Raw genomic sequence first — 19130 nt, 5'->3', positions numbered from 1 at the left:
CGACGCGACCGCCCGGGAAGGCTCAGCCTTCCCGGGCGCTGCTGTTGCGGCGGAGCGCCGTCACGGCGCAGGCATTGGGGCAGTCGGCGTCCCATGCTCCGACCACCAGGCCGCGATCTGGGCGCGGCGGCCGACCACGAGTTTGACCAGGATGTTCTCGATGTGGCGGTCGGCCGTGCGCGGCGAAACGCCGAGGGTCGAGGCGATCTGACGGTTGGTCATGCCCTGTGCGACCAGTGCGGCCACCTCCGTCTCCCGGCGGCTCAGCGGGTTGCCGTCCGTTGCGGGGGCGGTTCGCCGGGTGGCGCCGTCCGGGTCCGGGTCCGCGTCGGCACGCAGCCGGCCGGGGGCTTCCCGCCGGCCCGGAAGGTGGCACCGCGAGGCCAGACGCTCGGCGAGGCCGAGGTGGAAGTCGTGGTGCCGGCGCAGCACGTGCCGCTCTTCGCCGGAGCTGCGAAGCCGGCACCTGCCGTACTCGAGGAAGGTCCGCAGCAGCCGGTAGCGCGGCATGCCGTCGTGATCGTGGACCAGGACGACCGACTTCGAGATCAGACGGTCGACCAGGTCCAGCACCTCGTGGTCCGCGATGCCGTGGCCGGAGCAGACCTCCTCGGCGGCGTCCAGGTCGAAGCCACCGCGGAAGACCGACAGCCGTCGCCACAGCCGCTGCTCGGCCGGAGTGCACAGCTCGTAGCTCCAGTCGACCATCCCGCGCAGCGATCGCTGCCGAGGTGAGGCGGTGGTGCAGCCGCCGGTGAGCAGCGTGAACGGGTCGTCCAGCCGGTCCGCGGCCTGCTCGACGGTGAGGGTGCGCAACCGGGACGCCGCGAGCTCGATCGCCAGCGGCAGTCCGTCCAGCGCGGCGCAGAGCCGCGTGGCCGGCGCGCACGCGGCCTCGGTGAGCCGGAAGTCCGGCCGGACGGCGGTGGCCCGCTCCCGCAGCAGTTGGAGCGCCTCGTCCGGCACGGACAGCGAGGGCACGGCGAAGACCTGCTCGCCGGTGAGGCCCAACATCTGACGGGAGGTCACGAGCAGCCGCAGCTGCGGGCAGGCGGACAGCAAGGTCTTGGCGAGCTCGGCACACGCGGCGGTCAGGTGCTCGCAGTTGTCCAGCAGGATCAGCGCCCGGCGTCCGCTCAACCGGTCCACGAGCGAGCCGAGGGCCGGCCCGGCGTCGAGGTCGGGCAACTGGAGCAGCCCGGCGACCGTGGTCACCACGGCCGCCGGATCCCGCACGGGCGCGAGGTCGACCAGCCACACGCCGTCCGGGTTCGCCGGGCGTGCCGCCGCTGCGGCCTGGATGGCCAGGCGGGTCTTGCCCACACCGCCGACCCCGGTGAGGGTCAGCAGCCGCCGGACGGCGAGCAGGCGGCCGATCTCGGCCAGCTCGTGGCGCCTGCCCACGAAGCTGGTGAGTGGTGCGGGGAGGTTCCCCGCCACCGAAGTCCTGATGGTCACGCTTCCCCCGAGGCCGTGTGCTCCTGGTACCGGATCCGCCACCGGCCGCTCAGACGAGGACGATGTCCACGGCCGCCAGGGTGCCCGCCCGAGTCCGGAGCACGGTCAGTTTCGAGGCGTAGGCCTCGACCAGCTGCAGTCCCCGGCCGCCGCGGGCCCGCCCCGAACCGGCGACCCCGGCTCGGCGGGACCCGAGCCGCCGCCGGCGACCGCGGTCCGTGACCCGGACCGTCACCGCGCGGTCGTCGACCGTCAGCAGCAGCGTGACCACGGGGTTGCCGCTGTGCCGCACCGCATTGGTGACCAGCTCGGTCACGATGACCGCGAGCGCCTGCTCGACCGCGCCCGGGAGGTTCCACCGGCGTGAGGTCTGACGGGTCAGGCGCCGCAGTATCGGCACCGAGCCGGCTCCAGCGGTCACGGCGAAGACGGCCGCACCGTGGCGCGGCCCCCGGTCACCCTGCTCGTCGTCCCGGGACGGTTGCGGGCCGGGGCTGAGCCGGGATCGCTCGGAGGTGGTCATGATGGCTCCTGTCAGAGCTGCCTGGGTCCCTGCCCCGTCAGGACACACCACCAGGTGGTTCCCAGCGATCCGGGAACAGACGATTCACGTATACGTAATCAATTCCTGAGAGCCTCGGCATCAACTCCTGAGAGTCTCGGGTCAGCCGCGATGATGGACGCGCGCCAGTCGAAGGCCCCCTGGGCACCTGACGAACACGAGGGCACTGCATGGGCTCACGCCTCCAGACCGCGACGGCATTCCCAGCGGGCTTCCGGCTGGTCGGCCGGAGCCGGGAGCTGGAGGTGCTGGTCACCGCGCTGCGGCAGCCGCCCACCGTGGTGCTGGTGGAGGGCGAGGCGGGGATCGGGAAGTCGCGGCTGGTCCGGGAGGCCGCCTCGCTGCTCACCGACCGGCTGGTCCTGACCGGCTACTGCCACCCGCTGCGCGAGCCGCACCCGTTCGGCCCCGTGATCGACGCCCTGCGCGAGGCAGGCCGCGCACTTCCTCCCCGGGGCGTTCTCCCGCCGAGCACCGGAGCGCTCGCCCCGCTGCTGCCCGACCTGGCGAGCCGGCTGCCGCCACCGCCGACCCAGCCGGACGACCCGGGGCTCGCCCGCCAGCAGCTGATCCGCGCCGTGCGCGCCTTCCTGTCCGAGCTCGGCCCCGTCGTCCTGCTGGTCGAGGACCTGCACTGGGTCGACGACGCGACCCGGGACCTGCTGCTCCTGCTCCACCGCGACATGCCCGGACAGCTGGCGCTGGCGCTCACCTACCGCGCCGACGACCTGCCGAGCGGAATGCCTCCGCTCGGCACCGCGATGCGGCAGTCGCCCGGCGCGGGGATCGTCCGGCTCGGTCTGGCTCCGCTGTCCGAGGACGAGGTCGGCGGGCTCGCCCAGGAGGTCCTGGGCACGGGCGCCGACGCGAACCTGGTCCGGGTGTTGTACCAGCGCTGCGAGGGTGTGCCGCTGGTCGCCGAGGAGGACCTGCGGATCCTGGTCGAGCACGGCTGTCGGCACCGCTCCGGTGAGCTCGCCGGTCTGCTCGCTCGTGCCGAGGTCCCCGCGAGCCTGCGGGAAGCCGTGACCGAGCGGTTGAGGGAGCTGGCGGAGCCCGCGGCGGCGATCGCCGCCGCGGCAGCCGTCATCGGCGCACCGACGAGCGAGACGGTGCTCACCGCGGTCGCCGGCCTGCCGGCCGAGCAGGGCGGCGAGGGTCTGGCCGAGGCGCTCGACGCGGCGCTGCTCCAGGAGGTTTGCGATCACCGGTACGCCTACCGGCACGTGCTGGCCCAGCAGGCCGCCTACGAGCACCTGTCGGGCCCGCGGCGCGAGCGCCTGCACCGCCGCGCGGTGGAGGTGTTCCGGGCCCAGTCGCCCCAACCCCTGGTGCAGATCGCGCATCACCTCAGGGTTCTCGGTGAACGCGAGGAGTGGCTCCGGCAGGGCGAAGCGGCGGCCGAGCAGGCCGTGTCCGTCGGAGACGACGGCACCGCCGCGGCACTGCTCCAGCAACTCCTGGAGACCCCGGAGCTCGACATCGGGTCACGCTCGCGCCTCGCGCTCGCCCTGGCCCGGGTCTTCGCGGACGGTGTCGACTCCAAGGCCAGCGCCGCCGCGCTGCGCGGGCTCCTCGCCGACCCGCAGTTGGCTGTGGCCACCCGCGGTGACATCCGGCTCACCCTCGGACTCCTGATGATCAACAATGACGCGGACGTCACCGGGTTCATGGAGCTCGAGAGGGCCGTTCCCGAACTGGACGAGCTGCCCGAGCGCGCGGCTCGGGCCATGATCGCGCTGGCCTTCGACGAGCACGGCGAGGCCGCGGCCCGCCGCTGGACGTGGCTGGACCGCGCCGACGAACTGCTGCGCGAAGGCCCGTACCCGGTCATGCGGGCGGCCGTTCGCGCCACCCGGCTCACGCTGCTCGCCAGGGACGCCGACCCAGGCGTGTGGCCGCTTCTCGACCAGGTCCCGCGCCACTGCGACGATCGCGAGGAACTGCGCCACAACGCCCGGGCCCTCTACAACGTCGGCGAACTCGCCCTCGAACTCGGCCACGACGCCCGCGGCGCCGTACTGCTGGAGCAGGGCAGGATCCTCGGCGCACGCAGCGCAGCGCCCCGCCACGAGTGCTACAGCCGTGCCGCCCTGCTCCGGCTGGACCTGCTGACCGGCGACTGGCACGGCCTCGAGGAGCGTTTCGCGCAGCTGGCACAAGAGTTCCCCGACGTCGTCATGGTGCAGGAGGAGCAGGCCCATGCCGGTGCGCGGCTGGCCGCGGCCCGCGGCGAGTACGGGCCGGCCCTCGGCTGGCTGGAGATCGCAACGGCGATCGGTCTGCACGGGAACCAGGCCACCACGGCCTGCCGGGCAGCGGCGGCCACCGCCCTGCTCCAGCTGGCCCAGGACACGCCCGAGGCCGCCTGGACCACCTGCTCGACCGCCGTGGACACGCTCCGCCGGGCGAACGCGTGGCCGCGCGCGACCGGACTCGTCCCGGCGGCGGTCGAGGCGGCCCTCGCCTGCGGTGAGGAGCGGTACGCGGTGCGGCTCTTCGACGAGGCGCAAGCCGCCCTGACCGGACGCGATGCTCCCGGCGCCGCAGCGGAACTCCACTTCGCACGCGGCTTACTGACGGACCATCAGGACTCTGCGGCACGGGCCGAGCAGTTCGGACTCGCCGCCCGGGCGTGGCACCGGATCGGCCGCCCGTACGAGACCGCCCGCTCCGTCGAGCGCAAGGGGCGGGCCCTGGCAGCCGAGACCCCGGACGCCGCCGGCACTGCCATGAACGAGGCGGCCGACGTCTTCGAACGGCTCGGCGCCACAGCCGACGCCGGCCGCTGCCGGCGGACCCTGCGCGAACTCGGACTGGCCCGGCCCACCTCGCGCGGCCGCCCCAGCTACGGCAGCACGCTCTCTCCCCGCGAGCGCCAGGTGGCCGAACTGCTCGCCCGCGGCACCACCAACCGCGAGATCGCCCAGGCCCTCGTACTGTCGCCGCGCACCGTCGAGCAGCACGTGGCCCAGGTCCTGCGCAAGCTCGGAGTCACCAGGAACAAGGTCAAAGCCGCCCTCACCAAGACCGGATGACCCCGCGGACGGTCGGGCGGCACCGGAGAGCATAATTGCCGCTCAGACATTGGAGCGCTGGGAGGCACTGACGTGGCCGTGACCGACGAGGCCATCGAGAAGATCAAAGCGATGATCCTCTCCGGCCGTCTCAAGCCCGGCGACCGGCTGCCCAAGGAGCCCGATCTGGCGGCGCAGCTGGGGCTCTCGCGCAACTCGCTGCGGGAGGCGGTGAAGGCGCTGTCGCTGCTGAACGTGCTGGACGTGCGGCAGGGCGACGGCACCTACGTGAGCAGCCTGGAGCCGCCGCTGCTGCTGGAGGCGCTCACCTTCATCCTGGAGCTGCACCAGGACGATTCGGTGGTGGAGCTCTTCCAGGTGCGCGCCGTTCTGGAGTCCGCCGCGACGGGCCTGGCCGCCCAGTGGGTGAGCGAGGAGCAGCTGGCCGAGATGGCCCGACTGCTCGACGGTCTCGGGCCGGACCCGACCGTCGAGGAGCTGGTGGCGAACGACCTGGAGTTCCACCGGCTGATCGCGCGGGCCGGTGGCAACACCGTGCTGGCCTCGCTGCTGGACTCGCTGGCGAACCGGACGGCCCGAGCCCGGGTCTGGCGTGGCGTGACGCAGGACGCGGCGATCGAACGCACCATGGCCGAGCACCGCGGGCTGCTCGAGGCGCTGGCCGCGCACGAGGTGGAGACCGCCAGAGCCCGGGCCACGGCGCACGTCAGCGGGGTGGTGGAGTGGCTGCGGAAGGCGCTGTGAGGCCCGGGCCGGAGTGCTCCGTCGCCGCGGGCCTCTAGGCGCGACTGAGCGTCAGTTGGCAGTCTGGTTGGCCCAGAGGGTGGGGTCGTCCACGTTGTCCTTGGTGACCAGGGGAGCGGGGAGCTGGTCCTCTAGTCCGTTGGGCAGCAGGACGATGGTGGAGTTGTGGTCGGTGGGGCCGGCCTGGAAGGTCTTGCCCTCGACGGCGGCCTGGGCGTAGTAGAGGGCGTACTTGGCGTAGAGGTCGGCGGGCTGGCTCACGGTGGCGTCGATCTCGCCCTTGCGGATCGCGTCGTACTCCTGCGAGATCCCGTCGTTGGAGACGATGCTGATGTGGCCGCTCTGTCCGGCCGGCTTCAGCAGACCCTTCTCCTGCAGCAGTTTGAGCGTGGGCTGCAGGAAGACGCCGCCGGCCTGCATGTAGATGCCGCCCACGTCGGGGTTGGCGGCCAGCGTGGAACCGAGCTTCGTGTAGGCCACGTCGCCCTTCCATTCGGTGGCCAGTTCGATGATCTGGATGCCGGGGAACTCGGTGTGCATGCAGTGGGCGAAGCCCTGGGAGCGCTCGTAGCCGTTGATGGACTCCAGTGCGCCCTGGAGTTCGGCGACCTTGCCCTTGCCGTGCAGCTGCTTGCCGAGGAACTCGCAGGCCTTGGTGCCGTAGGACCGGTTGTCGGTGCGGACCACCATGTAGGTGCTGCCGAGCTCCGGCACGGTGTCCACGCTGACCGTGCTGATGTGCTTGGCGAGGAGGTCGTCCAGCAGCTCGTTGGCGGCCCTGGTGTCCTGCGGGGCCATCACGATCGACTTGGGGCGCTGCTTCGCGAGCGCCTTGACGTTGGCGGTGAACTTCGCGGTGTCAGCGTCGGACTGGGTGAGCGGCAGCACGTTCAGGTGCTGTGTGGTGATGTCTGCTCTGATGTAGCGGTCGTAGGCCTTCCAGAAGTCCGAGTCGGCGCGCGGGATGTCGATCCCGATGGCGGCCGTGGGGGCGTTGGACTCGGAGGTGGGGGTGCTCGTGGCACTGCAGCTGGTGAGGGTGCCGGACAGCAGCAGGATGGTTCCGCTGACCGCGGCGGCGGGTGCGATGGGTCTCTTCAAGGGGTGGACCGTCCTGGGGTGGTGTCGGGAGCGGCGGAGCCGATCGGGGTGCCGTCGGCGAGCCAGTCCTCCACCGCGGCCACGTGCACTGCCGCGGCGCAGGCGGCCAGTTGGGCATCGCGCGCGAGCAGGGCGCGCCAGATGGCCTCGTGTTCGCGGTGCGCCTGCTCGCGGGTGGTCGCCATCGGGGCGCCTTCGGCCGAAGGCTGGGGGATCGTGCCGCGGACGATGCGCAGGCGCTGGGTGTGGGTGGAGAGGATCCCGAGCAGGGTGGAGAGGACCGGGTTGCCGACGGAGTCGGCGATGATGCGGTGGAACTCGATGTCGAGCTCGATGAACTGCTCGATGCTGATGGCGCCCGTGCACCGGTCGAGGACGGAACGCAGGCCTGCGAGCTGGTCGTCGGTGAGCCGGCCGGCCGCCAGGGCGACCGCCTGCGGCTCCAGCATGCGTCGTACCTGGAGGAGCTGGCGAGCCGAGTGGCCGTGGGAGACGTCGGCCGCGAAGGTCATGGCCTCCAGGAGCAGGTGGGGTTCGAGACCGGAGACGTAGGTGCCGTCGCCCTGCTTGGTGACCAGGATGCGCATCGCGGTCAGTGCGCGCACGGCCTCGCGCAGCGAGCTGCGGGACAGGCCCAACTGGTCGGCGAGTTCGGCCTCGGCGGGCAGCCGGGAGCCCGGCTGCAGCGCACCGCGGACGATCATCTCCTTGATCTTCTCGATGGCCTGGTCGGTGACCGCCATGTCGCTGCTCCCTCCCTGGTCCTGGTCGCTGATGAACGGCTGATGCCGGAGCGGCCGAGCAGCCCGACCCGCTGCTTCGCGCCGCTCCGGCGGCTTGGAGTGCGGGCCGAGGCCCGCGGCTACTCCTGCTTCTCGCCGGAGGCGAAGCGGGAGATGATCAGGGCGAGGATGATGATCGCGCCGTTGAGGAACTGGTTCCACAGCGGCGGGACGCCCGCCAGCGTCATCACGTTGACCACCAGCTGCAGGGTCAGCACACCGGTGAGGGCGCCGAAGAGGGTGCCGCGACCGCCGTTGAGGCTGACCCCGCCGATGACGGTGGCGGCGAAGACCTGGAAGATCCAGCCACTGCCCTGGTCGGCCGAGACGGATCCGTAGTGGCCGGTGTAGAGCACGCCGGCGAAGGCGGCGAGCACTCCGCCGAGGATCAGCACGATCCAGACGATCCGGTCCACCCGGATCCCCGCCGCGCGGGCGGCCTCGGCGTTGCCGCCGATCGCGTACAGCGCCCGGCCGTGGCGCAGCCAGGCCAGTGCGCAGCCGCCGGCGACGAAGAGCAGCGCGCAGATCCAGATCGCGGCCGGCGCGCCGAGCCAGGCGGCGCTGCCGAGGTAGCGGAAGGAGGTGGGCACGGTGACGATCGACTGCCCCTGGGAGATGGCGACCTGGAGGCCGCGCAGCAGGGTCAGGGCGCCGAGGGTGACGATGAAGCCGTTCAGGCGGAGCTTGAGGATCAGGAATCCGTTGACCGCGCCGATCAGCGCGCCGACGGCGAGGCAGAGCGGGATGGCGGTCCAACTGGGGAAGAGCCCGATGCCGTTGAACCGTCCGCCGTGGTCGGGCAGCACCAGCCACATCGCGAGCACCGGGGCGACGCCGATGGTGGACTCCAGCGAGAGGTCCATCCGCCCGGCGATCAGGATCAGTGCCTCGGCCAGCACCAGCAGGCTCAGCTCGGTGGCCTGCTGGCCGACGCCGAGCAGGTTGTCGGTGGTGAGGAAGGCCGGTGAGACGGCGAAGCCGATGATACCGAGGACCAGCAGGACCGGGACCAGTGAGAGATCGCGGTAGCGGGCCAGGTCGAAGCGGCGGCCGTCGGCGGCCGGGGCGAGCGTGGCCGGGCGCTGGCCGAGGTCAGTGGGTGTCATGACGGTCCTTCGGTCTTGGTGGGTTCGGCCATGCCTTCCACGGCGGCGACCAGCTGCTCGTCGCGCCAGCCGGACGGGAACTCGGCGACGATCCGGCCGTGGAACATCGCCAGCACGCGGTCGCAGGCCCGCAGGTCGTCGAGTTCGTCGGAGACGATCAGGGCGGTCTTGCCGCTGTCGGCGACCTGGCGGATGGTGCCGAGCAGGGCTTCCTTGGACTTGACGTCCACGCCGTTGGTGGGCCGGATGGCGACCAGCACGTGCGGCTCGGTGGCGAGGGCGCGGGCGATCACCACCTTCTGCTGGTTGCCGCCGGAGAGCGCGGAGACCGGGGCGGCCGGGCCCGGAGTCTTGATGTCCAGATCGGCGATCATCCGCTCGGCGAACGATCGGGTGCGCGAGGGCAGCACGGTGCCGAACGGGCCGAGCTGGTCGGTCACGGTCAGGGTGGCGTTCTCGGCCACGCTGCGCTGCGGGACCAGGCCCTGGATGTGCCGGTCCTCGGGGACGAAGCCGATGCCTGCGGCGAGCGCGGCCGGGACCTTGCCGGTGCGTACGGCGCGGCCCGCGACGGTGACGGTGCCGATCTGCGGACGGTGCAACCCGGCCAAGGTCTCGCCGAGTTGGACGTTGCCGCTGGCCGCGGAGCCGGCCAGGCCGACCACCTCGCCGGCCCGCGCCGTCAAGGAGCACTCCTGGTAGGCGCCGGGCAGGCCGAGTCCGGCCACCTCCAGCAGGGGCGCGCCCGCCGGTCCGCTCCGGTCGCCGACCGACCAGGTGGGCTCGGTGCCCCCGGCACGCTCACCCGTCATCGCCTCCACCAGCGCCTGCTGGCCGAGCTGCGCCACGGGCGCGGTGATGATGTGCCGGGCGTCGCGGTAGACGGTGACCGTGCCGCAGAGCTCGTAGACCTCCTGGAGGTGGTGCGAGATGAACAGGAAGGCCACGCCCTGCGCCTGGAGTTCGCGCAGCTTGGCGAAGAGTCGCTCGATGCCGCGGGCGTCCAGCTTGGCGGTGGGCTCGTCCAGGATGATGAACCGGGCGCCGAACGACAGGGCGCGGGCGATTTCCACGAACTGGCGCTGCTCGACCGTGAGTTGCTCGGCGCGGGCGTTGGGGTCGACATCCACGCCGTACTCGCCGAGCAGGGCGGCGGCACGTAGCCGCAGCTGCTTCCAGCTGATCGGGCGAAGCGCCCGGTCACTCTGCCGGTCGATGAAGAGGTTCTCCGCGACGGTGAGCGCGGGAATGATCGTGGAGCGCTGGTAGACGCAGGCCACTCGGGAGCGCCAGGCGTCGGTGTCGCCGGGCGCGGGGGCCGGTTCGCCGTTGAAACGCAGCGTGCCGGTGTCGGCCTGCTGGAGGCCCGTCAGGATCGAGACGAGGGTGGACTTTCCCGCGCCGTTGCGCCCCACCAGGGCGTGCGATTCGCCGGGCGAGACGGTGATGCGGGCGTCGGCGAGGGCGACGGTGGCGCCGAAGCGCTTGCTGATCCCGTCGGCCTCGACGACGGGGGCCCGGCTGGGGCTGGGGTCCGCCATGGCGGGTGGGGTCCTTTCCTCAAGATAAGGGGGGCCGCGGAGGTACCCGCGAGCGGCGCGCCCGGTTCAGGGCACTGGTTACAGGGCGCGCCGCTCGCGGGAGATCAGTGGGCGTCAGTGGCCGACGTTGTTGCCCCAGAGGGTCTTGTCGTCCACGTTGTCCTTGGTCACCAGGGGGGCGGGCAGCTGGTCCTCCAGTCCGTTGGGCAGCGAGATGATGGTGGACTGGTGGTCGGTGGCGCCGGGCTGGAAGGTCTTGCCCTCGGCGGCGGCCTCCGCGTAGAAGAGCGCGTACTTGGCGTACAGGTCGGCGGGCTGCGAGACGGTGGCGTCGATGTCGCCCTTGCGGATCGCGTCGAACTCGGCGGGGATGCCGTCGTTGGAGACGATGGCGATGTGGCCGGGCTGGCCGACGGGCTTGAGCAGGCCCTTCTGCTGCAGCAGGGCCAGGGTGGGCTGCAGGAAGGCGCCGCCGGCCTGCATGTAGATGCCACCCAGGTCGGGGTTGGCCGCGAGGGTGGACTGCAGCTTGGCGGAGGCCACGTCGCCCTTCCACTCGGTGGGCAGCTCGAACACCTGGATGCCGGGGAACTCGCTCTTCATGCAGGAGGCGAAGGCCTCCGAGCGGTCGCGCCCGTTGATGGAGTCCAGCGAACCCTGGAACTCCGCCACCTTCCCCTTGCCCCCGAGCTGCTTGCCCAGGAACTCGCAGGCCTTGGTGCCGTACGCCTTGTTGTCCGCGCGCACCACCATGTACACCTGGCCCTGGTCCGGGCGGGTGTCGACGCTGACCACCGGGATCTTCTTACCGGCCAGCGCGTCCAGGGTGGAGGCGATCGCGCCGGTGTCCTGAGGGGCCATCACCACGGCCTTGGCGCCGGTGTTCTCGAAGACCTGGACGTTGGCGACCAGCTTGGTCACGTCGTTCTGCGAGTTGCTGGTCGGCAGCGTGTTCAGGCCCTGGGACGAGACGTCCGACTTGATGTACTGCGCGTAGGAGTTCCAGAAGTCCGAGTCGGCGCGGGGCAGGTCGATGCCGAGCTTGGGCTTTCCACCACCGGAGGCAGCAGTGGTCGAGTCGCTGCCGCGGTTGCAGGCCGTGGCGAAGCCCGCCAGCACGACGAGGGCGGCGGCGGAGGCCGCGATTCTGGAGGAGCGACGCTTCATGGGGCTAGGTCTCCTTGGAGGGCCTGGGGCCGGTGAGACAGGGAGTGGTCTGATGCGGCCGTGGGGGCCGGTGAGTGCGGGAACCGGGATCACCGTTGCCGGCCCTGCCCACACCTTCAGGGCGGGCAACGGTGACGCCGCGGTGCTCGACGACGAGCGACAGAGCACTTCCCGCAGTCATCGGATGGATTGCGGTAGGCAGGACCTTACGAGCCCGCAACATGGCTGACAAGAGGAGACCTCTGATGAATTCCAACCGTGACGTTCACGTTTCCGAGGTGTGGTTCGGAACCTGCTGCCAACAGCTGGTGGCGCGGGGCTGCAGGGCTGGTGGGAATCCTCGAAAGAGACATCGGATGACTTCTTGCGGTGGCAGGGGTACTGCTCGTATGGTCGGGGCGTGCCGATAGATCGGATGTATCTCCCAGGCCTGTGCCGGTGTGTCCGGAGCGCCGCGCCGCGCGCGGACAGGTACCGGGAGAGGTTCCCGGCGATGGAGGCCGGTGGCCTTCGTAGCGACAAGGAGACTCGCACATGAAGTTGATTCAGCTCGGCGATCCCGGAGCGGAGACGCCGGCGGTCCTCACCGATGACGGGCGCACGTACGCGCTGTCGGGTCTGACCAGTCAGATCGACGGGGCGTTCCTCGCCTCCGGCGGCATCGAGCGGGTCCGTGAGGCGCTCGCGGCGGGCACGCTGCCGGAGTTGGACCCGGCCGGCCTGCGAGTGGGCGCGCCGGTGGCCCGGCCGGGCAAGGTGGTCTGCGTCGGCCTCAACTACCGCGACCACGCCGAGGAGACCGGGGCGGCGATCCCGGAGCGCCCGGTGGTGTTCATGAAGGACCCGGCGACCGTGGTCGGGCCGTACGACCAGGTGCTGATCCCGCGCGGCTCGGTCAAGACCGACTGGGAGGTCGAGCTCGCGGTGGTGATCGGCCGTCAGGCCCGCTACCTGGAGTCGCCGCAGGACGCCGCCGGGGTGATCGCGGGCTACGCGATCAGCAACGACGTCTCCGAGCGCGAGTACCAGCTCGAGTACTCCACCCAGTGGGACATCGGCAAGTCCTGTGAGACCTTCAACCCGCTCGGTCCGTGGCTGGTCCCGGCCGACGAGGTCGCGGACCCGCAGGGGCTCGCACTGGGCCTTTCGGTCAACGGTGAGGTCAAGCAGGCCGGCCACACCAAGCACATGATCTTCGACGTGGCCCACGTGGTCTGGTACCTGAGCCAGCACATGGTGCTCAACCCCGGCGACGTGATCAACACCGGCACCCCGGCCGGCGTGGCCCTCGGCCTGCCCGGCACCCCGTACCTGCGCGCGGGCGACACCGTCGAGCTGTCCATCGACGGCCTCGGCACCCAGCGCCAGACCTTCGTCAACGCGTGAAAGGCACCCCGTTGTCTGCTGATTCCACCGTGCGGATCACCGCCGTCGACACCTACGACATCCGCTTCCCCACCTCGCGGGAGCTGGACGGGTCCGACGCGATGAACCCCGACCCGGACTACTCCGCCGCCTACCTGGTGCTGCGCACCTCCGACGGCGGCCACGAGGGTCACGGCTTCACCTTCACCATCGGCCGCGGCAACGACGTGCAGGTCGCCGCGATCGAGTCGCTGCGCGGCCACGTGGTGGGCCGGTCGGTCGCCGAGCTGTGCGCCGACCCGGGGACGCTGTACCGCGACCTGATCGGGGACAGCCAGCTGCGCTGGCTCGGCCCGGAGAAGGGCGTGATGCACATGGCGATCGGCGCCGTGGTCAACGCCGTCTGGGACCTGGCCGCCAAGCGCGAGGGCAAGCCGCTCTGGCAGCTCCTGGCCGACGCCGAGCCCGAGTGGCTGGTCTCCCAGGTGGACTTCCGTTACATCGCCGACGCGCTCACCCCCGAGGAGGCGCTGGAGCTGCTGCGCCGCGGCAAGGAGGGCGCCGCAGATCGCGCCGACCAGCTGCTGACCCGTGGCTACCCCGCCTACACCACCTCGCCCGGCTGGCTGGGCTACTCCGACGAGAAGCTGACCCGCCTGGCCAAGGAGGCGGTGGCGGACGGGTTCACCCAGATCAAGCTGAAGGTCGGCGCCGACCTGGAGGACGACATCCGTCGCTGCCGCGCCGCCCGTGAGGCGGTCGGTCCGAACATCCGGATGGCGATCGACTCCAACCAGCGCTGGAACGTCGGCGAGGCCATCGAGTGGACCAACGCGCTCGCTGAGTTCGACCCGTACTGGATCGAGGAGCCCACCAGCCCCGACGACATCCTGGGCCATGCCAGCGTCCGCCGTGGCGTCCACCCGATCAAGGTGGCCACCGGTGAGCACGTGCAGAACCGGGTCGTCTTCAAGCAGCTGCTCCAGGCCGAGGCGATCGACGTGCTGCAGCTGGACTCCGCCCGGGTGGGCGGTGTCAACGAGAACCTGGCGATCCTGCTGCTGGCCGCCAAGTTCGGCATGCCGGTCTGCCCGCACGCGGGCGGCGTGGGCCTGTGCGAGCTGGTCCAGCACCTGTCGATGTTCGACTACGTCGCGCTCTCCGGCACCACCGAGGACCGGGTGATCGAGTTCGTCGACCACCTGCACCAGCACTTCCTGGACCCCGTGGTGATCGAGGCCGGCCACTACCGGGCGCCCACCCTGCCGGGCTTCTCCGCGCAGATGCACCAGGACGCCATCGACACCTTCACCTACCCCACCGGCGCGTTCTGGGCCGCCGACCTGGCCGGGGCCGACGTCGCCGAAACGGAGCTGACCGCATGACCAGCGGCGACCTCGACGGGCTCAAGGCGCTCGTCACCGGCGGCGCCTCGGGCATCGGGCTCGCCACCGCCCAGCTGCTCGGCGCGCGCGGCGCGCAGGTCGCCGTGCTCGACCTGGACCCGAGCGGCGCGCCCGCCCCACTGCGCGGGTACGTCGCTGACGTGTCCGACGACCGGTCCGTGCGCGCAGCCGTCGAGGGGGCGGCCGAGGCGCTCGGCGGAATCGACATCCTGGTCAACAACGCCGGCATCGGCGCCCTGGGCACCATCGAGGACAACCCCGACGAGCAGTGGCACAAGGTCCTGGACGTCAACGTGCTCGGGATCGTGCGCACCACCCGCGCCGCCCTGCCGTACCTGCGGCAGTCCGGGCAGGCGGCGGTCGTCAACACCTGCTCGATCGCGTCCACCGCGGGCCTGCCCCAGCGCGCCCTCTACTCGGCGAGCAAGGGGGCGGTACTCTCGCTCACGCTGGCGATGGCAGCCGATCACGTGCGGGAGGGCATCCGGGTGAACTGTGTGAACCCCGGGACGGTGGACACCCCGTGGGTCGGCCGGCTGCTGGGCGCGGCCGCCGATCCGGGGGCCGAGCGCGCCGCGCTGAACGGCCGCCAGCCCACGGGACGGTTGGTGACGGCCGAGGAGGTGGCGGCCGCCATCGCCTACCTCGCCTCGCCGGCCGCGGGCAGCACCACGGGGACGGCGCTGGCGGTGGACGGCGGGATGGCGGGACTGCGGCTGCGACCGGAGTCCAAGCCGTGACCAGGCTCGGCCGCAGCGCGGTCGACGTGAGCCGACTGGCTCTTGGCGCGGCCGCCATCGGCAACCTCTTCACCCCGGTCACCGACGCGCAGGCCGAGGAAGCCGTGGCCACCGCCTGGGCGTCCGGCGTCCGCTACTTCGACACCGCCCCGCACTACGGGCTCGGCCTGTCCGAACGCCGCCTGGGCGACGCCCTGCACTCGTTCCCCCGGGACGAGTACGTCATCTCCACCAAGGTCGGGCGCATCCTGGAACCGGACCCGACCGGCAGCGGGGACGACCTGGCGAACGGCTTCGCGGTTCCCGCCACCCACCGTCGGCGCTGGGACTTCAGCGCCGACGGCGTGCGCCGCTCGATCGAGGAGAGCCTGAACCGGCTCGACCTGGACCGGATCGACATCGCCTTCCTGCACGACCCGGACGACCACGCCGAGCAAGCGCTCGGTGAGGCCTACCCGGAGTTGGCCCGGATGCGGGACGAGGGGATCCTCGGCGCGATCGGGGTCGGCATGAACCAGGCCGAGCTGCCCGCGCGCTTCGTCCGCGAGACCGACCTGGACGTGGTCCTGCTGGCCGGCCGCTACAGCCTGCTCGATCAGCGCGGCCTCACCGAACTGCTCCCGCTCGCCGCCGAACGGGGCGTCAGCGTGGTCATCGGCGGCGTCTTCAACTCCGGCCTGCTCGCCGACCCGAAGCCCGGCGCCACCTTCGACTACGCCGCCGCACCGCCGGAGCTGGTCTACCGCGCCCTGCAGTTCAACGCCGTCTGCGGACAGCACGGGGTCCCGCTGCGCGCCGCCGCCCTGAGCTTCCCGTTCGGCCACCCGGCCGTGGCGAGCGTGCTGGTCGGCGCCCGCAGCGCCGCCGAGGTCGAGGACGCCGCCGCGATGCTCCGCCTGCCGGTACCGGCCGCGCTGTGGGCCGAACTGAAGGACCGCGGGCTGCTGCCGCCCGAGGTTCCGACTCCGGACGGGGTGCACTGATGCGGATCGCGCTGTTCATCACCTGCTTCAACGACACGATGTTTCCCGGCACCGGCCGCGCGGTGGTCGAGGTACTGGAACGCCTCGGCCACACGGTGGACTTCCCGCAGGAGCAGACCTGCTGCGGGCAGATGCACTTCAACACCGGCTACCGCCCCGACGCCGTCCCGTTGGTGGCCCGGTTCGCGCGGACCTTCGCCGACTACGACGCGATCGTCACCCCGTCCGCCTCCTGCGCCGGCATGGTCAAGGAGAACCACCCGGTGCTCGCCGCCGAGTACGCACCCGCCGCACTTCAGCGCCAGGTCGGTGAACTCGTGCCCAGAGTGCACGAGTTCACCGAGTTCCTGACCGACGTGCTGGGGGTGACCGACGTCGGCGCCCGGTTCCCGCACACGGTGGCCTACCACCCCACCTGCCACTCGCTGCGCGGCCTTCGCCTCGGCGAGCGCCCCTACCAGCTGCTGCGCGCGGTCAAGGACCTCGAACTGGTGGAGGTGCCCGCGGCCGACTCCTGCTGCGGCTTCGGCGGCACCTTCGCGGTCAAGAACGCCGACACGTCGAGTGCGATGCTCGCCGACAAGACGGCCGGGGTGCTGGCCACCGGCGCCGAGGTGCTGTGCGCCGCCGACAACTCCTGCCTGATGCACATCGGCGGGGGACTGTCCCGGCAGGGCAGCGCGGTGCGGACCATGCACCTGGCCGAGATCCTCGCCGCGACCGAAGGAGGGGCCCAGTGACCAACGACCGTGGTGTGGTCTGGCTCGACACGCCCGCCTTTCCCGAAGCCGCCCGCACCGCCCTCGCCGACACCCAGTTGCGCGCCAACCTCAAGCGCGCCACCTCGACGATCCGCGACAAGCGCCTCACCGTCGCCGCCGAGTTGGACGACTGGGAGCAGCTGCGCGAGTCGGCTGCCGCGATCAAGCAGCACACGGCCCGCCATCTCGACCGCTACCTGGTCCAGCTGGAGGAGGCGGTAACCGCCGCCGGCGGCACCGTGCACTGGGCCGCCGACGCCGCAGAGGCGAACCGGATCGTCACCGAACTCGTGCAGGCCACCGGCGAGTCGGAGGTCGTCAAGGTCAAGTCGATGGCGACCCAGGAGATCGGGCTCAACGAGCACCTGGCCGAGCACGGCATCACCGCCTACGAGACCGACCTGGCCGAGCTCATCGTCCAGCTCGGCGACGACCGCCCCTCGCACATCCTGGTTCCGGCGATCCACAAGAACCGCACCGAGATCCGCGATCTGTTCCGCGCCGAGATGGGCCACTGGGGACAGCCGGCTCCCGAGGACCTCACCGACGAACCGCGCGAGCTCGCCGAGGCGGCCCGCCGGCACCTGCGGCAGAAGTTCCTCACCGCCAAGGTGGCCGTCTCCGGCGCCAACTTCGCCTGCGCCGACACCGGCACCGTGCTCGTGGTGGAGTCCGAGGGCAACGGCCGGATGTGCCTGACCCTGCCCGAGACGCTGATCACCGTGATGGGCATCGAGAAGGTCCTGCCCACCTGGTCCGACCTGGAGGTCTTCCTCCAACTGCTGCCGCGCTCCTCCACGGGGGAGCGGATGAACCCCTACACCTCGGCCTGGACCGGGGTGACCGAAGGCGACGGACCGTCAGCCTTCCACCTGGTGCTGCTCGACAACGGGCGCACCGACACCCTCGCCGACCCGGTCGGCCGCCAGACGCTCGGCTGCATCCGCTGCTCGGCCTGCCTGAACGTCTGCCCGGTCTTCGAGCGCACCGGCGGGCACGCGTACGGCTCGGTCTACCCCGGGCCGATCGGTGCTGTGCTCACCCCGCAGTTGGTCGGGGTGGAGCAGGCGGCCTCGCTGCCGTTCGCCTCCACCCTGTGCGGGGCCTGCTACGACGCCTGCCCGGTGAAGATCAACATCCCGGAGGTGCTGGCCCACCTGCGGGCCAAGGTCGTCGAGGCGAAGGACGGCCACACGGTGGAGGGGCTGGCGATGAAGGCGGCCGGCAAGGTGCTCGACTCGCCACGGCTGCTCGGCGCCGCCCAGAAGGCCGCCGCGCTCGGCGGCAGGGCGCTGGCCCGCGACGGAAAGATCGGCCGGCTGCCCGGACCGCTGCACGGCTGGACCGACACGCGCGACACCCCCGCCCCACCCGCCGAGTCCTTCCGCACCTGGTGGCGCAAGAACCGCGAAGGAGGCAGCAGTTGAGCAGCCGTGAGGCCATCCTGGGCCGGGTCCGGGCCGCCATCGCCGACACCCCGGCCGAGCCGGCGCCGATCCCGCGCGCCTATCGCCGCAGCCACCTGGTCCCCGGCCGGCACGCGGTGGAGCTGTTCGCCGAGCGGGTCGCCGACTACCGCGCCACCGTGACCCGGACCGATCCGGCCGGCCTGCCCGCCGCCATCGCGGCGGCCCTCGCCGAGCGGTCAGTGCGGCGGTTGGCGCTGCCGGACGGATTCCCGACCGAGCTGCTGCCGCCCGGCTCCGAGTGGCAGTGGCACCGCGAGCCGCTCACCGTCCCGGAACTGGACCGGCTGGACGGCGCCGTGACCCTGGCCGCCGTCGGCATCGCGGTCACCGGCACCATCGTGCTGGACGCCGGTCCCGGCCAGGGCCGACGGGCGCTCAGCCTGGTCCCCGACTACCACCTGTGCATCATCCGCGCCGAGCAGATCGCCGACGACGTCCCCGACGCGCTGGCCCGCCTCGACCCCACCCGCCCGCTCACCTTCGTCTCCGGCCCGTCCGCCACCAGCGACATCGAACTCGACCGGGTCGAGGGTGTACACGGGCCGCGCGTCCTGCACGTCATCATCATCGAACCGGAGCAGCAATGAGGATCGCCCTGCACACCAGCGTCCGCCCGGACCGCATCGACGAGTACGAGGCCGCGCACCGCGAGGTCCCCGCCGAGCTGACCGCCGCCATCCGGGCGGCGGGCGTGCACGAATGGACCATCTGGCGCAGCGGCACCGAGCTGTTCCACCTGCTGGAGTGCGAGGACTACGGGCGCCTGCTCGCCGAGTTGGAGCACCTTCCGGTCAACATCGCCTGGCAGGCCCGGATGGGCGAGCTGCTCGACGTGGTGCACGACTACTCCGCCGACGGCGCGCAGGCCGGCCTGCCCGCGGTGTGGCAGCTGTGACGGGGGAGT

17 protein-coding genes are annotated in these 19130 nt (G+C 71.8%); 10 read left to right on the top strand and 7 right to left on the bottom strand.

Annotated features, from left to right (window positions below; genetic code table 11):
• Positions 1-60 precede the first annotated feature (60 nt).
• Positions 61-1458, bottom strand: coding sequence for a LuxR C-terminal-related transcriptional regulator (locus BR98_RS03145; protein ID WP_051969243.1), 1398 nt, complete (start codon positions 1456-1458; stop codon positions 61-63).
• Between the two features lie 49 nt (positions 1459-1507).
• On the bottom strand, positions 1508-1981 hold the full coding sequence (locus BR98_RS03140; RefSeq protein WP_051969242.1) for an ATP-binding protein: 474 nt from the start codon (positions 1979-1981) through the stop codon (positions 1508-1510).
• A 209-nt stretch (positions 1982-2190) separates the two neighbouring features.
• On the opposite strand from BR98_RS03140, the gene BR98_RS03135 reads away from it, so the two are divergent.
• A complete protein-coding gene (locus BR98_RS03135; protein ID WP_035839813.1) occupies positions 2191-5058 on the top strand; it encodes an ATP-binding protein in 2868 nt (955 codons plus the stop codon).
• Positions 5059-5130: 72 nt separating this feature from the next.
• Positions 5131-5802, top strand: a complete 672-nt coding sequence (locus tag BR98_RS03130) for a FadR/GntR family transcriptional regulator (protein WP_035839810.1) — start codon at positions 5131-5133, stop codon at positions 5800-5802.
• Between the two features lie 51 nt (positions 5803-5853).
• Here the strand turns inward: BR98_RS03130 and BR98_RS03125 are convergent, their stop codons facing one another.
• From BR98_RS03125 to BR98_RS03105, 5 genes are all read right to left on the bottom strand, one after another.
• Entirely contained in the window at positions 5854-6903 is a 1050-nt protein-coding gene (locus BR98_RS03125; protein WP_035839808.1) for a sugar ABC transporter substrate-binding protein, read from the bottom strand.
• Positions 6900-7646 (bottom strand): FadR/GntR family transcriptional regulator, encoded by a 747-nt coding sequence (locus BR98_RS03120; protein ID WP_035839806.1) that lies wholly within the window; start codon positions 7644-7646, stop codon positions 6900-6902. The genes BR98_RS03125 and BR98_RS03120 overlap by 4 nt, the downstream gene beginning before the upstream one ends.
• Before the next feature lie 119 nt (positions 7647-7765).
• Positions 7766-8794, bottom strand: a complete 1029-nt coding sequence (locus BR98_RS03115; protein ID WP_035839803.1) for an ABC transporter permease — start codon at positions 8792-8794, stop codon at positions 7766-7768.
• A complete protein-coding gene (locus tag BR98_RS03110; RefSeq protein ID WP_035839800.1) occupies positions 8791-10335 on the bottom strand; it encodes a sugar ABC transporter ATP-binding protein in 1545 nt (514 codons plus the stop codon). Before BR98_RS03110 ends, BR98_RS03115 begins: the two co-directional genes overlap by 4 nt.
• Before the next feature lie 114 nt (positions 10336-10449).
• A complete protein-coding gene (locus BR98_RS03105; RefSeq protein WP_035839798.1) occupies positions 10450-11502 on the bottom strand; it encodes a sugar ABC transporter substrate-binding protein in 1053 nt (350 codons plus the stop codon).
• Between the two features lie 534 nt (positions 11503-12036).
• Here BR98_RS03105 and BR98_RS03100 point away from each other — a divergent pair.
• Genes BR98_RS03100 through BR98_RS03065 form a run of 8 tightly spaced genes read left to right on the top strand, consistent with a single transcriptional unit; the run spans position 12037 to position 19121 of the window.
• Positions 12037-12888 carry a fumarylacetoacetate hydrolase family protein gene (locus tag BR98_RS03100; RefSeq protein WP_035839795.1) on the top strand — a complete coding sequence of 284 codons (852 nt, stop codon included), beginning with the start codon at positions 12037-12039 and terminating at the stop codon, positions 12886-12888.
• Between the two features lie 11 nt (positions 12889-12899).
• Complete coding sequence (locus tag BR98_RS03095) at positions 12900-14252, top strand: L-fuconate dehydratase (RefSeq protein WP_232247216.1); 1353 nt, start codon at positions 12900-12902, stop codon at positions 14250-14252.
• A complete protein-coding gene (locus BR98_RS03090) occupies positions 14249-15013 on the top strand; it encodes an SDR family NAD(P)-dependent oxidoreductase (protein WP_035839789.1) in 765 nt (254 codons plus the stop codon). The genes BR98_RS03095 and BR98_RS03090 overlap by 4 nt, the downstream gene beginning before the upstream one ends.
• Entirely contained in the window at positions 15010-15996 is a 987-nt protein-coding gene (locus BR98_RS03085; protein WP_035839787.1) for an aldo/keto reductase, read from the top strand. Before BR98_RS03090 ends, BR98_RS03085 begins: the two co-directional genes overlap by 4 nt.
• A complete protein-coding gene (locus BR98_RS03080; protein ID WP_035839786.1) occupies positions 15996-16736 on the top strand; it encodes a (Fe-S)-binding protein in 741 nt (246 codons plus the stop codon). Before BR98_RS03085 ends, BR98_RS03080 begins: the two co-directional genes overlap by 1 nt.
• The gene (locus BR98_RS03075) at positions 16733-18184 is read left to right on the top strand and encodes a LutB/LldF family L-lactate oxidation iron-sulfur protein (RefSeq protein ID WP_035839785.1); all 1452 of its coding nucleotides are present in this window, start codon (positions 16733-16735) and stop codon (positions 18182-18184) included. The genes BR98_RS03080 and BR98_RS03075 overlap by 4 nt, the downstream gene beginning before the upstream one ends.
• The gene (locus tag BR98_RS03070; protein ID WP_035839783.1) at positions 18181-18813 is read left to right on the top strand and encodes a LutC/YkgG family protein; all 633 of its coding nucleotides are present in this window, start codon (positions 18181-18183) and stop codon (positions 18811-18813) included. Before BR98_RS03075 ends, BR98_RS03070 begins: the two co-directional genes overlap by 4 nt.
• Entirely contained in the window at positions 18810-19121 is a 312-nt protein-coding gene (locus tag BR98_RS03065; protein ID WP_035839781.1) for an L-rhamnose mutarotase, read from the top strand. The genes BR98_RS03070 and BR98_RS03065 overlap by 4 nt, the downstream gene beginning before the upstream one ends.
• Positions 19122-19130 lie beyond the last annotated feature (9 nt).

The organism is Kitasatospora azatica KCTC 9699 (genome assembly GCF_000744785.1).
In the GTDB taxonomy this organism is placed as follows: Bacteria; Actinomycetota; Actinomycetes; order Streptomycetales; family Streptomycetaceae; genus Kitasatospora; species Kitasatospora azatica.
This window is presented reverse-complemented; position numbering and strand designations above follow the sequence as displayed.